Annotated in this window: 20 protein-coding genes and 1 tRNA gene; 3 read left to right on the plus strand and 18 right to left on the minus strand. The window is 65.5% G+C overall.

Going from position 1 to position 15,275, the window contains the following annotated elements:
- Window positions 1-156: 156 nt before the first annotated feature.
- From ACQY78_RS09230 to infA, 14 genes are all read right to left on the minus strand, one after another.
- On the minus strand, window positions 157-357 hold the full coding sequence (locus ACQY78_RS09230; RefSeq protein ID WP_296332022.1) for a cold-shock protein: 201 nt from the start codon (window positions 355-357) through the stop codon (window positions 157-159).
- 188 nt (window positions 358-545) lie between these two features.
- The gene (locus ACQY78_RS09235) at window positions 546-809 is read right to left on the minus strand and encodes a hypothetical protein (protein WP_428684877.1); all 264 of its coding nucleotides are present in this window, start codon (window positions 807-809) and stop codon (window positions 546-548) included.
- Window positions 810-973: 164 nt separating this feature from the next.
- Window positions 974-1,669, minus strand: a complete 696-nt coding sequence (locus ACQY78_RS09240; protein ID WP_428686345.1) for an ABC transporter ATP-binding protein — start codon at window positions 1,667-1,669, stop codon at window positions 974-976.
- A gap of 13 nt (window positions 1,670-1,682) precedes the next feature.
- Entirely contained in the window at window positions 1,683-2,435 is a 753-nt protein-coding gene (locus ACQY78_RS09245) for an ABC transporter ATP-binding protein (RefSeq protein ID WP_428684879.1), read from the minus strand.
- Complete coding sequence (locus tag ACQY78_RS09250) at window positions 2,432-3,709, minus strand: branched-chain amino acid ABC transporter permease (RefSeq protein ID WP_428684881.1); 1,278 nt, start codon at window positions 3,707-3,709, stop codon at window positions 2,432-2,434. The genes ACQY78_RS09245 and ACQY78_RS09250 overlap by 4 nt, the downstream gene beginning before the upstream one ends.
- Window positions 3,706-4,653 (minus strand): branched-chain amino acid ABC transporter permease, encoded by a 948-nt coding sequence (locus tag ACQY78_RS09255; RefSeq protein WP_428684883.1) that lies wholly within the window; start codon window positions 4,651-4,653, stop codon window positions 3,706-3,708. The genes ACQY78_RS09250 and ACQY78_RS09255 overlap by 4 nt, the downstream gene beginning before the upstream one ends.
- Before the next feature lie 66 nt (window positions 4,654-4,719).
- Entirely contained in the window at window positions 4,720-5,958 is a 1,239-nt protein-coding gene (locus ACQY78_RS09260) for a branched-chain amino acid ABC transporter substrate-binding protein (RefSeq protein WP_428684885.1), read from the minus strand.
- A 108-nt stretch (window positions 5,959-6,066) separates the two neighbouring features.
- Window positions 6,067-6,753 (minus strand): TetR/AcrR family transcriptional regulator, encoded by a 687-nt coding sequence (locus tag ACQY78_RS09265; protein WP_428684887.1) that lies wholly within the window; start codon window positions 6,751-6,753, stop codon window positions 6,067-6,069.
- Window positions 6,754-6,835: 82 nt separating this feature from the next.
- Window positions 6,836-7,810 (minus strand): Bug family tripartite tricarboxylate transporter substrate binding protein, encoded by a 975-nt coding sequence (locus ACQY78_RS09270; RefSeq protein WP_428684889.1) that lies wholly within the window; start codon window positions 7,808-7,810, stop codon window positions 6,836-6,838.
- 191 nt (window positions 7,811-8,001) lie between these two features.
- Window positions 8,002-8,077 (minus strand) — tRNA-Phe (locus tag ACQY78_RS09275).
- A 35-nt stretch (window positions 8,078-8,112) separates the two neighbouring features.
- Complete coding sequence (locus ACQY78_RS09280) at window positions 8,113-8,337, minus strand: DNA gyrase inhibitor YacG (protein ID WP_428684891.1); 225 nt, start codon at window positions 8,335-8,337, stop codon at window positions 8,113-8,115.
- Window positions 8,330-9,514, minus strand: a complete 1,185-nt coding sequence (locus ACQY78_RS09285) for a ribonuclease E/G (protein ID WP_428684893.1) — start codon at window positions 9,512-9,514, stop codon at window positions 8,330-8,332. Before ACQY78_RS09285 ends, ACQY78_RS09280 begins: the two co-directional genes overlap by 8 nt.
- On the minus strand, window positions 9,511-10,092 hold the full coding sequence (locus tag ACQY78_RS09290; protein WP_428684895.1) for a Maf family protein: 582 nt from the start codon (window positions 10,090-10,092) through the stop codon (window positions 9,511-9,513). Before ACQY78_RS09290 ends, ACQY78_RS09285 begins: the two co-directional genes overlap by 4 nt.
- A gap of 3 nt (window positions 10,093-10,095) precedes the next feature.
- Entirely contained in the window at window positions 10,096-10,314 is a 219-nt protein-coding gene (infA, locus tag ACQY78_RS09295) for a translation initiation factor IF-1 (protein ID WP_295137458.1), read from the minus strand.
- A 187-nt stretch (window positions 10,315-10,501) separates the two neighbouring features.
- Here infA and ACQY78_RS09300 point away from each other — a divergent pair, with 187 nt between their 5' ends.
- From ACQY78_RS09300 to ACQY78_RS09310, 3 genes are all read left to right on the plus strand, one after another.
- Entirely contained in the window at window positions 10,502-11,263 is a 762-nt protein-coding gene (locus tag ACQY78_RS09300) for a hypothetical protein (RefSeq protein ID WP_428684898.1), read from the plus strand.
- A gap of 17 nt (window positions 11,264-11,280) precedes the next feature.
- Window positions 11,281-11,865 carry a hypothetical protein gene (locus ACQY78_RS09305; protein ID WP_428684900.1) on the plus strand — a complete coding sequence of 195 codons (585 nt, stop codon included), beginning with the start codon at window positions 11,281-11,283 and terminating at the stop codon, window positions 11,863-11,865.
- Window positions 11,866-12,016: 151 nt separating this feature from the next.
- Window positions 12,017-12,331, plus strand: coding sequence for a hypothetical protein (locus ACQY78_RS09310; protein WP_428684902.1), 315 nt, complete (start codon window positions 12,017-12,019; stop codon window positions 12,329-12,331).
- A gap of 10 nt (window positions 12,332-12,341) precedes the next feature.
- Here the strand turns inward: ACQY78_RS09310 and ACQY78_RS09315 are convergent, their stop codons facing one another.
- Genes ACQY78_RS09315 through hisG form a run of 4 tightly spaced genes read right to left on the minus strand, consistent with a single transcriptional unit; the run spans window position 12,342 to window position 15,258 of the window.
- A complete protein-coding gene (locus ACQY78_RS09315; RefSeq protein WP_425064398.1) occupies window positions 12,342-12,785 on the minus strand; it encodes a low molecular weight phosphatase family protein in 444 nt (147 codons plus the stop codon).
- Between the two features lie 13 nt (window positions 12,786-12,798).
- Window positions 12,799-13,287, minus strand: coding sequence for a UPF0262 family protein (locus ACQY78_RS09320; RefSeq protein WP_425064397.1), 489 nt, complete (start codon window positions 13,285-13,287; stop codon window positions 12,799-12,801).
- A 2-nt stretch (window positions 13,288-13,289) separates the two neighbouring features.
- Window positions 13,290-14,588: a histidinol dehydrogenase gene (hisD, locus tag ACQY78_RS09325; protein WP_428684905.1), complete on the minus strand. Its 1,299-nt coding sequence runs from the start codon at window positions 14,586-14,588 to the stop codon at window positions 13,290-13,292.
- The gene (gene hisG / locus ACQY78_RS09330; protein WP_428684907.1) at window positions 14,578-15,258 is read right to left on the minus strand and encodes an ATP phosphoribosyltransferase; all 681 of its coding nucleotides are present in this window, start codon (window positions 15,256-15,258) and stop codon (window positions 14,578-14,580) included. The genes hisD and hisG overlap by 11 nt, the downstream gene beginning before the upstream one ends.
- Between the last annotated feature and the right edge of the window lie 17 nt (window positions 15,259-15,275).

Raw genomic sequence — 15,275 nt, forward strand, 5'->3', positions numbered from 1 at the left:
GAAAAGGCTCCAGTCCCCGCAATTACGGTGACTGGAGCCTTTTCCGATAGCATCGCGCCCTTCAAGCGACGAGCGCGCAATCGTTTCTTTCGTTTCTCAGGCGCCGGCGGTGCCCTTCTCGAGGAGGGCGGACGGCACCGGCGCGGAGCGTCGTGCTCAGGCCTTGAGATTGACCGCGGCTTCCTTGCCGCGCTCGACCTGAACTTCGTAGCTGATCTTCTGACCTTCATTCAGGCCGTTGAGCCCGGCACGCTCGACCGCGCTGATGTGGACGAACACATCCTTGCCGCCCGTGTCGGGCTGGATGAATCCGAATCCTTTGGTGGCGTTGAACCACTTAACGGTACCTGAAGCCATTTGGTAAGTATCCTTAATATCCGGCGCGAAATCTGTGCCGTCGTTACGATAGCAACATTTCACCCCGTCTGACCATCGCCTGTCCATGGCAACGGTAAGACAATCGGAAGTTGCCTTGAAAGCGCCTTTTTGTGTTCCCGGAGTGGCCTCATATGACGCCGTGTTCATGTTGCGGTGCAATCACGCGTTCAGCGCGGCGGTGGCGTAAACCCCTTGCTGCGAATCTTCTTCTCGAGGATCGCGATGCCGCCTGCCGTATCGCCCTTATTGCACTTCGCGACTCCCTCGAGGATATCGAAGTCTGGTCGCGTTCCACCGTTACCGCCCGCGTCGCCCAGGTAGCGGGTCGCATAATCACCGAGTTTCTTGCAATAGGACGCGTCATCACTTTGCGCCGCGGCACTGCAAGCAACGAATGTGGACAACAACAAAAACGAAATCAGTCGTGTCATGGATCATAAGCTCACTGGGAAGATCGACCGGAAGGCCGGTCGGCACGACTTCGCGATACGCGTGGCAGCCTAGACCAACAATAGAAGGTCTCCGCCCGTCTCCGCCAAGCGAAAGCTGTTCACGAAAATGCGATACCATCTCGCTTTCCGTGCCCTCGGGGCCGCTAGACCTCCAGCCACTCCTTGCGTATCGCCGTATTCGCCTGCAGTTCGGTGGGCGAGCCGCTGAAGACGATCCGCCCGTGACCCATGACGTAGAGGCGATGGGAGATCTTGAGCGCGATGGTGAGCTTCTGCTCGACCAGTAGGATCGCCGTGCCGCGCCGGGCGATCTCGTCGAGCAGGTGGCCGACCTGCTCGACCAGCTTTGGCGCCAGCCCTTCGGTCGGCTCATCGATGATCACGAGATCGGGATCGCCCATCAGCGTGCGGCACATGGTGAGCATCTGCTGTTCCCCGCCCGAGAGCACGCCGGCCGGATTGTCCTGTCGGTTGCCGAGATTGGGAAACAGCGAGAAGACGTCGTCAAACGTCCAACGCCCGAACACGCCGGCGCGCTTGAGTCCAAGCTCGAGGTTCTGCTTCACCGTGAGACCGGGAAACACCTGCCGATCCTCGGGGACATAGCCGACACCGGCATGGGCGATCTGGTCGGGCCGCAAGCCGGCGATCGGTCGGCCCTTGAAACTGATCTGCCCGACCGGCGGCACCAGCCCCATGATGGCCTTGCAGGCGGTCGAGCGGCCAACGCCGTTGCGGCCCAGCAGGCTCACGATCTCGCCCTCGTCGACCGCGAGATCGACGCCCTGCAGGATGTGGCTCTTGCCATACAGCGCATGGAGGTCGCGCACCTCGAGCATCATGACGGCGCCCTCATGCCGCAAGCGTCCCGAGATAGGCCTCTTGCACGGCGGTGTTGCCGCGAATGGCGGCCGGCCTGTCCGAGGCGATGACCTCGCCGTAGACCAGTACGGTGATGCGGTCGGCAAGGCCGAACACCACGCTCATGTCGTGCTCGACCATGAGCAGCGTCTTGCCCTCCGACACGCCGCGGATCAGCTCCATGGCCGCATCGGTCTCGCTGTGGCTCATGCCGGCGGTCGGTTCGTCGAGCAGGATGATGTCGGCGCCGCCCGCGATGGTGATGCCGATCTCCAGCGCCCGCTGCTCGGCATAGGACAGCAGCCCTGCCGGCAGATTGCGCCGGTCGCCCAGCTTAAGCCGGTCGAGCAGTCGGTCGGCCTCGGCGTTCAGCGCCTTCTGGCCGGCCAGCAGGTGCCAGAACGAGTAGCGATAGCCCTGCGACCACAAGAGGCCGCAGCGGATGTTCTCGAACACCGTCATGCGCGGGAAGATCGACGTGATCTGGAAACTCCGCGACAGCCCAAGACGGTTGATCTCCTGCGGCGGGAGGCCGGCGGTCGACTTGCCGTTGACGGTAATGGTCCCGGAAGTGATCGGAAATCGGCCTGAGATCAGGTTGAAAAGCGTCGTCTTGCCGGCGCCGTTCGGGCCGATGATGGCATGGCGTTCGCCCCTGGCGATGCTGAGATCGACGCCCCGGATGATTTCGGTGGCGCCGAAGCTCTTGCGCACGTCGCGCAGCTCGATGGCCGGGCCGGTCACGGTGAGTCCGCCTGCCGCTTGGCCTCTTCCATCAAGCTGTCCCAGCGCAAGCGGAACGCTCGGGCCTCCCGGCGCAGCCAGAAAGCGCCCACGCCGAGGGCCGCGAGCGCTATTGCCCAAGGCAGCGGCGACAGCGTGTCGATCGTCCGGCCGGCGATCGCGAAGCGCTTTCCCTGCGCAGCGCCGATAGTCGTGAAGGACGCTAGCTCGACGAGCAGCACGAATCCCAGGAAGAGGATCAACGCCGCCGGCAAGGCGCGCAGATAGGGCAGCATCAACTCGCGCAGCCGTCCCATGCGCCAGATCGGCGCGTGCATGCCGATCAGCCCCGCGAGTCCGACCGGCGCGTACATCACCATGACAATGAAGAGCACGCCGACATAGAGCAGCCAGGCATTGCTGAGCAGGCTCACGCCGCTCTGCAGCAGGACCACCACGATGGTGCCGAGGATCGGTCCGAAAAAGGCGCCAGCCCCGCCGATATAGACGGCCAGCAGGGCATTGGCCGACTTGACCGCGGATACGGTATCGAACGTGACGATCTCGTAGATCAGCACGTAGAGGCCGCCGCCGATACCGGCGAAGAAGCCCGCTAGCGTGAACTGCATCCACCGCACCCGCCGCGGGTCGTAGCCCACGAATTGCGCGCGCTCGAAATTGTCACGCGTGGCGTTTGCCATCCGGCCGAGCGGCGTCTGGGTCTGCAATTTCATCAGGGCGGCGGCAACGAACGCCCAGGCGAGGACGAGGCAATAGACCTGCCAGGGCGAGGTGTAGCGCACACCGAACAGGCTGGTGTCCATGACACGATCGATGGTGATGCCGCTCTCCCCGCCGAAGAATCCCATGAACATCAGGGCGGCCGCGGAGACGAGTTCACCGAGGCCGAGGGTGATCATGGCGAAGGCGGTTGCGCGCTGCTTGGTGACGAGCCAGCCGAGCACGAAGCCGAAGAAGAGACCGCCCAGTCCGCCTGCCAGGGGCACGAGTTCGGTCGGCAACCAGATCGTGCCCGCCTTGACCAGATTGACGGTGTGGGCCGCGCAATAGGCGCCGAGGCCGAACAGCACGGCATGGCCGAACGAAAGAAGCCCGGCCTGGCCCAGCAGCATGTTGTAGGACAGCGCGAAGATGGCCATCACGCCGATCTCGCTCATCAAGGTCAGCACGAATCCCGAATGGCGGCCCCTGCTCCAGTCGTAGAACAGGAAGGGGAACGCCAGCAGGACGACGAGTACCAGCAGCCACGGCCAGTTGCGACGAAACAGGGTCATGTGTCGCGCGTCCCCATCAGGCCGCGGGGGCGGAACACCAGGATCAGCACCATCATCAGGAAGGGCAGCAACGCGCCGATACGGGGCAGCGTCACGTTGAGCACTTCTGCGAACGGCGTGCTGGCGGTGACGGCGATGCCGAACTTCGCCAGCAGATCCGCCAGCGACACGTCGAAGACCACGGCAAAGGTCTGGATGAGCCCCATGAGGATCGACGCGATGAAGCAGCCGGTCAGGGAGCCCAGGCCACCGAACACCACGACGACGAAGACGATCGGCCCCATGGTGAAGGCCATGGCGGGCTCGGTGACCTGATAGTTGCCGCCGATGACGCCGGCGAGCCCCGCCAGCGCCGTGCCGGCGGCGAAGACGAGCGTGAAGATGCGGGGCACGTTGTGGCCCAGAGCCGACGCCATCTCGGGATGCGTGAGCGCTGCCTGGATGACCAGCCCCACGCGCGTGCGCGTCAGGCCGAGCCAGATCGCGCCGAACATCAACGCCGAGATCAACAGCATGAAGGCGCGGTACGCGGGGAACTGCGTGCCGTAGATGCGGAACAGCGGGAAATCGAGCAGCTCGGGAATCCGATAGGGCACCGGCAACAGGCCCCAGGTCATCTGCACAATTTTCTCGATGATGAGCGCCAGTCCGAAGGTCAGCAGCAGCTCGGCGACATGGCCGTTACGATGGACGCGGCGCAGGCCCCACATCTCGATGGCAGCACCGATCATCCCGCACAGCAGGGGCGCCAGCAGGAGGGCCGGCCAGAAGCCGACATAGAGGCTGATCGTGTAGGCGAAATAGGCACCCAGCATGTAGACGCTGGCATGTGCGAAGTTGAGCACGCCCATCATGCTGAAGATGAGCGTAAGCCCACTCGCCAGCATGAACAGCAGCATGCCGTAGACCAGGCCGTTTAGGAGTGAGACGACGAAAACTTCCATCGAACCTGTCCGCTACAAGGACGATGCCCGCTTCCCGACCGGAAAGCGGGCATCGGGGTTCAGAGCCTAAGGGCGCTTCATCTTGCAGGTGTTGGGCTGGTCGATGTCCTTGGCGAGAACGGTCACCTCGGTCGCCCAGCCGAAGCCGGTATTCTCCGCATCGTACTTCACGCCCTTCTTGAAGAGGCCGACGAAGTACTCGCCGATCAGCTGGTGGTCAGCCTTGCGCATCGTCGTCTCGAAGCCGAGGAAGTCCTTGATCGACATGCCTTCCAGCGCATAGGCGATCTTGGTTGCGTCGACCGCTCCCGCCTTGTTCACCGCCGCCTGAAGATACTCGAAGATGGTGCGGTAGCCAGCCGAGGTGAACTCGAACTTGTGCTTGTCGCGGAAGCCCTTGATGAAGGCTTCGGCTTCGGCGTTGCCGGTCTCCGGCGCCACGTTCTCGCTGAACGGCATCACCGACAGGACGCGGTTTTCGCCGCCCGCCCCGATCGCCGTCGGGCCGCCGGCGAGATGGGCATAGAAGGTGTAGTAGCGCAGGTCGGCGCCGGCATCGACGCCGGCCTTGATCAGCAGGTTCATGTCGGGGCCCCAGTTGCCCGTCATCAGCGCCTGCGCGCCCGAAGCCTTGATTTTGGTGATGTAGGGCGAGAAGTCCTTGATCTTGCCGAGCGGAATCAGCTCGTCGCCGACGACCTGCACGTCAGGCCGCAGCTTGGCGAGAAAGTTCTTCACCTCGCGCTGCACGGACTGGCCGAACAGGTAGTCCTGGTTGATCAAATAGACCTTGGTCGTGTCCTTGGGCAGGGCACGCACCATCACTTCGGCCTTCATCGCGGCGTGCAGGTCGAAGCGGAAATGCCAGAAGCTGCACTGCTCGTTGGTCAGCTCCGGCGCCACCGCACCGCAGTTAAGATAGATGATGCGGTTGTCGGGATTGCGATCGTTGTGCTTGTTCACGGCGTCGATCAGAGCGGCGGCAATGTTGGAGCCGCTGCACTGCATGATGAACGGCATGTTCTGGTCGGTCGCGCTCTTCAGTGCGATCAGCGCATCGGAGGGCTGGGATTTGTTATCGAAGGGAACCAGCTCGAACTTCTTGCCGAGCGCGCCGCCCTTGGCGTTGATGAAGTCGATGATGTACTGCATCTGCTTCAGGTTGGCGTCGCCGACCTGGGCGAATGGGCCTGAAAGTGGATCGGTGTAGGCGACTTTGATCGTCTGCTGGGCCGAGGCCACGCTGCCGACGGCAATCGCCAGCACCAAGCCAAAAAGAATGGAAATCCCGTTGCGTACACGCATGGTGTCGTTCCTTCCCTAGTGGTTGTTTTTTGTTTTGTTTCTTCATTCACTCACTAGTGAATTAACGCGCGTCACGCAAGTGCGACCTGCTCCCCTTTCTTTGTCGCACTAACCTTTCCGGGGCGAACAGACCGACAGGAAGCCGGCGGCCATGAAGGTCGCCATGCGATCCTTCACGGCTGCGTAGTCGTCCGACCGGCAGACTCCTCCGGACAGCTTGTCGATGCGGCCGGTCTGGGCGAGCGTCAGCATCAGGGCGCCGGTCACGAAGTGGTAGCCCCAGAAGATGTCCTCCTCCGCGCAACCCGGAAGGGCCTTCCTGAGCAAGCCTATCAGGCGCAGCACGACCGGATCGAAATGCTCGTCCATCATCCGGGCGCCCCATTCGGGGGTGCTCGCCACCTGGGCGCCCAAGGCGCCATAGTTGCGCCAGCCCTCGCCGCCCTCGGTGTAGAGGTCGAGGTCGGTGTCGAGGAAAGCCCGCAGCGCGCCCTCGACTGTCGGGGAATCGCCGACCGTCCGCGCATAGTCGTCGAGGGCCTTCATGCGCCGCTCGCTGGTCACGACGGCCCGTCGCGCGAACACATCCTCGAAGAGCTTCTTCTTGTCCTCGAAGTAGTAGTTGATCAGCGTGTGATGCACGCCGACGCTCTTGGCGACGTCCTTGAGCGTGACGCCGTAGAACCCGTGCTTTGCGAACAGGTATTCCGCGGTGTCGAGGATCTGCTCGATCGTCTCCGCGCGCTGCTCCGCCTTCGCCGAACTCTTGCGCCGCGGTTTCACTGCTGTGGACAAACTGAGGCCTTTCGATCGGTCACTGACGCTCGCCAGCGCCGGCATCAGTATCCGATTTCAGACATGCCTGTCCCCTCGCCGATCACTCCGCGCGGATGTCGGCCGCCTTGATCACCTGGCCCCAGCGCATGACCTCGGCCCGGAGGTACTCCTCGAAGCGCTGCGGCGTGTTGAGCACCAAATCGCTGCCCGAGGCGAGCAGACGCTCGCGCACCCGCCCCTGCCCCAGCACCTCGCTGACATCGGCATAGATCTTCTGGACCAGGTCCGGTGCCATCCCGGCAGGACCGTAGAGCCCGTTCCAGGTCGCGGTCACGATGTCGCCCACGCCGGACTCGATGATCGTGGGGACATCGGGGGCGAGCGGCGAGCGCGACTGGCCGGTGCTGACGAGCGCCTTGAGCTTGCCGGCCTGAACGTACGGCATGGCCGACGGTATGTTGGCGAAGAGTACGCCCACTTGGTTGCCCATCACGTCGGCAAGCGCCGGCTGCTCGCCACGGTAGGGAACGTGCACCGCCTTGAGATCGAGGCGCATGTTGAGCAGTTCGGACGTCATGTGCGGAGAAGAGCCAATGCCGCCGGACGCAAAGGTGACCTTGCCGGGGTTGGCGCGAACGTAGGTCAGGAACTCTACAAAACTGGAGGCCGGGAAGGAGGGATGCGCCACCATCAGCATCGGCGTGGCGGTGAGGATGGTGATGGGCGTCAGATCCTTGAGCGGATCGTAGGGTGATTTGGCGAAGATCTGCGGCGCCACCGCGATCGAGGTCTGCGGCGAAACCAGCAGCGTGTACCCGTCGGGCGCCGCCCGCACCACCTGTTCCGCTGCCAGCATGCCGCTTGCGCCGGTGCGGCTCTCGACGATGACGGATTGGCCCCAGTGCTCCTTCAACGCGTCGGCCAGGACGCGCGCTACGAAGTCGGTGCCTCCGCCGGCGGCGAAGCCAACTACGATCTTCACGGGCTTGTTCGGAAAAGCCTGTGAGAAGACGGGCAAGGCGCTCGCGGCCGTGGCGACGAGCGAGCCCGCCACCACACGGCGTGTGATCTTCATTGCGATCCTCCCAATTCGTCTTTGTTTTGCAGAGTGTCAGCAATGGGCACGGGCGCGTCAACGGACGAGCAACGGCACGGCCAGGCGGGCAGATCACGCAAACGACAAACGGTGAAGACCGGAAGCAGCGCCAGACTGCAGGCCGTGCCGGATCAGGGAATTGGGGTCGCCAAACGCGCTAGGAAAACGAATGGTGCCCAGGGGCGGAGTCGAACCACCGACACTGCGATTTTCAGTCGCATGCTCTACCAACTGAGCTACCTGGGCACATCGTTCGTTGGCGGCCGGGCTTATAGGACGGGCTAGCCCCGCTGTCCAGACGCGCCGCCCCCTCTCTCGTCGAGGTCTTCCTCGCCGGGCGCCTCGTCGGTCGGCACGCGATAGCCCTCCTTCAGCCAGCGGCCGAGATCGATGTCGGCGCAGCGCTTGCGGCAGAACGGCTTGTACTTGGGATCCGCGGGCTTTCCGCAGGTCGGACATTTCGGTTCGATGCGCACGGCACGCAGCGGCGGGGATCGGTCAGTCATCGCTCTTTTCCAGCGCTTCGAGCTGGGCCGCCAGGGTCGGGCCGCGCCGGGCGCGGGTCAACTCGAACAGGCCGAGCCGGGTGAAACCGTAGATCTGGGTCGGCACAGGGTCGCTCGCCAAGTGCTCGGCCAGGACCGCCTGGACCTTGTCGCGGTCGTAGGCGCTGCGCATGGTGACGAAGTCGACGACCACCGCGCCCGCGATGTTGCGCAGCCTGAGCTGCTGGGCGATCGCCGGCGCCGCTTCGAGATTGACGTCGACCGGCCGGCGCGGCGCACGGCCCTGGCGGCCGCCCGCGCCCGCACTGTCGACGTCCACGGCACACAGGGTCTCGCCGGGTTCGAACAGCACCTCGACCCCGCTCTGCAGCGCGATACGCGGCGCCAGCGCGGTGTCGATCTGTCCCGCGACATCGTCGATGTCGAAGGCTGGCATGGTCCCGTTGTGCCAGCGGACGCGGATCTTCTCGCCCAGCCGGTCCATCTTGTCCTGCAGCGTCCGCGCCATGGCCCGGTCGTCGACGATGACCTCCTCGAGGCCCGCGCCATGATCGCGCAAGGCCCGCGCGATCGGGTCGCGCTCGCCCGGAATGCGCGACGACAGATCCGCCGGCGGCTCGACGTCGAGGGCCAGGCGCCTCACCTTCTCCCAGCGTTCGAGCACGCGGGTGGCGTCGGCCTGCAGGAGGTCGGCCGTGGCGCCCAAGGCGGCGGTGCGCAGCACGATTCCGCCTTCCAGCAGGCCCTCGACATGGCCGCGCAGGCGGTCGCGCTCCAACTCGCCTTCAATGCGGCGGGAGAAGGTCACGCCGGTGCCGTGGGGATGGTGGACGAGGTAGCGGCCGCTGATGGCGACGTTCATCGACAGGCGCGGACCCTTGTCGCCTTCGCCGTCATTGCGGACCTGCACGAGCACCGGCGCGCCGGGCGGCGGCCAGCCATCGCTGCCCGAGAGATCGGCGGCACGCAGGAAGCCCGAGCGCTCGAGGCCAAGATCGACGAAGGCGGCATCGAGATCGGGCATCACGCGTTCCAGCCGGCCCAGGAAAATGCTGTCGACCCTCGAGGGCTTGTCGCGACGAACGACCTGCAACTCAACGAGACGGCCCTCCGCCACAAGCGCCATCAGGAACGCCTTGGGCAGCACGTGGCAAACGAGGCGATCGACCCGGCTCACGGCGTGGAGGCGTTCAGAAGCGAAACAGTTTCGAACAGCGGCAACCCGACGACATTGCTGTAGGAGCCGGACACGAACGCGACGAAGGCGGCGGCCCGGCCCTGAATGGCGTAGCCGCCGGCCTTGCCCTGCCATTCGCCGCTCGCGAGATAGGCCTCGACCTCGGCCGCCTCGAGGCGCTTGAAGCGCACGACGGTCTCGACGAGGCGCGTCCGCACCTTGCCATCCGGAGCGGCCACCGCGACGCCGCCCAGCACGCGATGACGGCGGCCCGACATCCTCGAGAGGCAAATCCGTGCCTCGGCTTCGGATTCCGCCTTCGGCAGGATCCGGCGCCCGCAGACCACGACGCTGTCGGCCGCCAGCACGAGAGCACCGGCATGCCGCGCCTTCACGACGGCGAGCTTCAACCGCGCCATGCGCAAGGCATAGGCACGCGGCAGCTCGCCCGTCAGGGGCGTCTCGTCGATGTCGGCGGGGTCGATCGCCGCGGGCTCGAGGCCGACCTGTCGCAACAGGTCGAGCCGGCGCGGTGACGCGGAGGCCAGTACGAGCGGGGGGATCGGCGAGGCGCGCAACGCCTACTTGAAGCGGAAGGTGATGCGGCCCTTGGTCAGGTCATAGGGCGTCATCTCGACGGTGACGCGGTCGCCTGCCAGAACGCGGATGCGGTTCTTGCGCATCTTGCCCGAGGTGTGGGCGAGAATGACGTGGTCGTTGTCGAGCTTGACCCGAAACATCGCATTGGGGAGCAACTCGGCGACGACGCCCGTAAATTCGATCAGGTCTTCTTTGGCCATCCGGCCTCCGGCTGGGGTGAATTTCTGGGAAAGCGGCCGGAAAATGGGCCGCAGGAGGGGGTAAGTCAATGGCGGCGCGGGCCACGGCAGGGATGCCGGCCTTCTCACGGGAGCGTGCCTCCCTTATACAGGTCGCGGCTGCGGACGCCCGGTAAAGAAGGACCAGCAAAAGATGAACGCAACGTGCATGTCCGGCCTTGTGGCCGCCCTGCTCCTGACGCCGGCGCTGGCATTCGCCCAGGCGACGCCGGCTCCCACGCCGCCGCCCAACGCCATCACCCATCCGGCGCAGAAGACGATCGGAAAGCCCGGAAAGCGTCAATATTCGACGGCCCTGATCGTCATCAATGCCCGCGGAGCCAAGCTCGATGGCCAGAAGCTGGTCCTCGACGGCGTGCTGCCCACGGCGACCCTGTTCACCAGCCGACCGAAGCGTTCGGTTGGTCACATGGTGACGCCCGACATGGCCGACATCTGGCGCACCGGCAGCTTCGCCAAGGATCCGCCGAATGCCACGGTCTCCGTCTTCAGCAAGGATGGCGGCAACGTCTCGGACCTCGTCGTGACCTTGAAGACGGCCAAGCTCGAGGGCGAGAAGCTGACCTTCGACGTGGAACTGCTCGAGGGCAGCCTGGGCACCGCCGACGGTCCGGCCTCAGTATTCATCGACACGATCTGGTTCGGCATCGGCTCGCACGGCGCCCAGTATTACGGCCAGAGCCAGACGACCGGCGGAGAGACGCCCGCCATCGGCGATCCCGACGGCACCAGCACCTTCAGCGGCTGGTCGAACCCCTCTCCCACGGAGCCCGTCAACCGGCAGTGGAACGGCGGCGGCGGGTATAGCAGTGGCGCGGGCGCTCCCCCGCCGCCCGACATCGATCCCCGCTATCAGCAGCGTTACAACGCGCCGAGCTGCGGCAAGCCGCCCCTCCTGCCCTGCTACTGAGCCGCACGGTGACCCTCATGAAAACCTTCCGACTTTCCGTCGCCCTCGCGACTGCAGCAGCCACCCTCGGTCTCGCCCTCGGCGCGGCCGCGCAGACCCAGCCGGCCGCGCCCGCCGCCGCCTCGGTACAGGGCCAGCCCAAGGTGGTCGGTGCGGCGCGCCATCCGCGCCTCATCCCCTCGATGTTCGTGCTGAACGCCCGCAGCGCCAAGCTGCAGGACAACAAGCTTATCCTCGAAGGCATCGCGCCCAGCGTCATCGTCTTCGCCGACCGCCCGGTGCGCTCGGCAGGGCACGCGATGCTCGCGCACGTGCTGGAGGAATGGACGGCGAAGGCGCCCAACTCATTCGCCAAGGATCCGCCCAATGCCACGGTCTCGGTGCTGAACAAGGAGAAGGCCAGCGTCGTGGATGCCGTCGTCACGTTGAAGTCGCCGAAGCTCGAAGGCGACAGGCTGACCTTCGACGTCGACGTGCTGGAGGGCAACCTCGCAGGCGCCGACGGCGGCGCCTCGGTGTTCATGGACCTCATCAACCTGCCCGTGCCGCGTCACAGCTCGCATCGCGCAGCCTGGTACGCGGGTTCCGACAGCACGCGCTGACAGCGTCCTTACAAGCGCTCGTGCAAGGCGGGAGGCTCGCCTGCATGCACGAGCGCGCTCCCGCCACAATCCACTCACAAATCCGATTCAGAAATGCTCCCGGGCGAAGGCGCTCCAGTGTGGCAGCGCTTCGCACCTGAGGAGAGACATCATGAACCGGACATTGCTTGCAGTTTCACTGGTCGGCGCCGCGGTCCTCGCGACGAATGCAGTCCAGGCGCAAGGCATGCCGACCGGTAGCGAACCCGCTACCGAGCCCAACAAGATCTTCACCCCGACGACGGCGCCCAATTGGACCCCGACGGCCGAGGGCGCCATCGCGCGCCAGCAGATCCACGATGCGGGCTACAACGGCGTCACCATGCTGATGCGCAACAACGACGGCAGCTGGCAGGGCCAGGCCCTGAAGGGCGACACCTACTACATGATCACGCTCGACCCCGCGGGGCACGTCACGCAGCGTTAGGCGCAGACGGTCAGACTGAGGGCGTGATGGGTATCCCGAAGCGCGCCTTCAGTCTGGTCAGCACCTGATCACGGGTGTGACGATAGGCATCGAGCCGCGTCTCCCGCGATCCCTCCACGGCGCTTGGGTCAGGCATCGGCCAGTACTCAACCTCGGTCGCCGTCCCCCGCGTGAATTCGAGCGCGCTGTGGTGCGCTTCCGGCGAGAGCGTGACGATCAACTCGAAAGACGCAGCATCGACGTCATCGAAGGTCTTGGCGTGGTGGCGGTGAACGTCGATGTCGATTTCGTCGAGCGCAGCGACAGCGAAACCGTCGACCTCGCTCGCGCGCACGCCCACCGAATCGATATAAACCCTGTGGCCGTAGAGTCGCTTGGCCAGCGCCTCTGCCATCGGCGACCGGACCGAATTCTCGCTGCAGGCGAAGAGCAGGCTGGACGGCAGTCCGATCATCGCCCCTGCCCGCTCACGATTTGATGTGCAGGGCGCAGATCAGCGTGAACAACCGCCGGGCGGTATCGTGATCGACCTCGATCTTGCCGTCGAGCCGCTCGCGCAACAGCTCCGATCCCTCGTCATGCAGCCCGCGCCGTCCCATGTCGAGCGCCTCGATCTGCGACGGGCCCAGCTTCTTGATGGCGGCGTAGTAACTCTCGCAGATCAGGAAGTAGTCCTTCACGACCTTGCGGAACGGCGTCAGCGACAGGACGATGTCGCGCAGCTTCTCGTCGGCCTCATTGCGCACGTCGAATACCAGGCGCTGCTCGAAGATGCCGATACGCAGCCGATACGGTCCTGGCTGGCTGCCGACCAGACGGAAATCGTTCTCCTCGATCAAGTCGAACAGCGCGACGGCCCGCTCGTGCTCGACTTCGGGCGCGCGGCGGGCGACCGATTCCTCATCGAGCACGACGTCGACGATGCGCCGCGTCCTGTCGGTCGGGCCGTCCGGCATTACTAACGCCCCAGCCGGAGCGAGACCGAACGGCCATGAGCGCCCAGCCCTTCGGCATCTGCCAGCGCCACGGCGGAGGGGCCGAGGGCGACGAGCGACTGCGGCGTGCAGGCGACCAGCGAGGTGCGCTTCAGGAAGTCGGAGACGCCCAAGCCGCCGGAAAAACGCGCAGCACGCGAAGTCGGCAGCACGTGGTTGGTGCCGGCGACATAGTCGCCGATCGCCTCGGGCGTATGGCGGCCGAGGAAGATCGCGCCGGCATGGCGGATCTTCTGCGACAGCGCCTCGGCCTCTGCCATCTCCATCGCGAGCTCGACATGCTCGGCGGCGATGGCGTTGACGATGGCCGGCGCGGCAGCGAAGTCTGGAACGAGGATGACGGCGCCATTGTCGCGCCAGCTGGCGGCGGCGATCTCTGCTCGAGCCAGGGTCTTCAGCTCGTCTTCGACGGCGCGCATGACGGCATCGGCGAAGGCCGCATCGTCGGCGATCAGCACCGATTGCGAGGACGGATCGTGCTCCGCCTGCGACAGCAGGTCGGCCGCGATCCATCGAGGGTCGTTGTGACGGTCGGCGACCACAAGAATTTCGGAGGGGCCGGCGATGAGGTCGATGCCGACCTGACCGAACACGCGACGCTTGGCGGCAGCGACGTAGGCGTTGCCGGGCCCGGTGATCTTGTCGACCGGCTTGATCGATTCCGTGCCGTAGGCCAGGGCCGCCACCGCCTGGGCGCCGCCGATGCGCCAGATCTCGTCGGCGCCGGCAATCCCGGCCGCGAGCATGACCAGGGGATTGAGCGTGCCGCCGGGAGTGGGCACCACCATGACGATGCGGCCAACGCCCGCGACCTTGGCCGGCACGATGTTCATCAGTACCGAGGACGGGTACGCCGCCGTGCCGCCCGGCACGTAGACCCCGGCCGCATCCACCGGCCGGTAGCGCGCGCCCAGCCGCGTCCCGGTCGAGTCGGTGAAGTCGACATCCTTCGGCATCAGCTCACGGTGGAAGGCCTCGATGCGCCCGGCGGCGAAGGCCAGCGCCTCACGCTGCGCCGCCGGAACCTGCGCCGCCGCCGCGTCGCGCTCGGCTTCGGAGACGCGCATGTTGGACGCCGTGATGCCGGCCCAGTCGAATTTGGCAGTGTAGTCGACGACGGCCGCATCGCCGCGCGCGCGTACGTCGGCCACGATGCCGGCGACCACGCGGTCGACGTTTTCGTCGGTGTCCCGATTGCGCCCGAGGAAGGCCGAAAATTCCTTTTCGAAACCCGGCGCCGAGGCATCGAGCCTAAGCGGCACGGGAAACCCCGAGGGCAACGTCGCGGAAACGGTCGATCCAGTGGCCAACCCGCTCGGGCCGCGTCTTAAGCGCGGCACGGTTCACGATGAAGCGCGAGGTGATGTCGGCGATGTGCTCGACCTCGACGAGGCCGTTCTCCTTCAGCGTGCGGCCGGAATCGACGAGATCGACGATGCGGTGGCTGAGGCCGAGCGACGGCGCGAGTTCCATCGCGCCCGACAGCTTGACGCACTCCGCCTGCACGCCGCGCGCCGCGAAATGCTTGCGCGTCACCTCGGGATACTTGGTGGCGATGCGCACGTGGCTCCAGCGCCGCGGATCGTCCCTGCCCGCCATCTCGACGGGCTCGGCGACGGCAAGGCGGCACTTGCCAATGCCGAGATCGATCGGCGCGTAGATCTCCGGATAATCGAACTCCATCAGCACGTCGGCGCCGGCGATGCCGAGATGGGCGGCCCCGAAGGCCACGAAGGTCGCCACGTCGAAGGAGCGGACCCGGATGATGTCGAGGTCGGGATGGTTGGTTGCGAAGCGGAGCTGGCGGGCATCGGGGTCGGCGAAGGCCGCTTCCGGTACGATGCCCGCACGCGCGAAGACGGGGCCGGCCTCCTTGAGGATTCGGCCCTTGGGCAGCGCCAGGATGAGTTTCTCGTTAGCGTCGCTCGACACGACATGTCTCCAGTAAC

This window comes from Reyranella sp. (assembly GCF_965279625.1).
Classification (GTDB): domain Bacteria; phylum Pseudomonadota; class Alphaproteobacteria; order Reyranellales; family Reyranellaceae; genus Reyranella.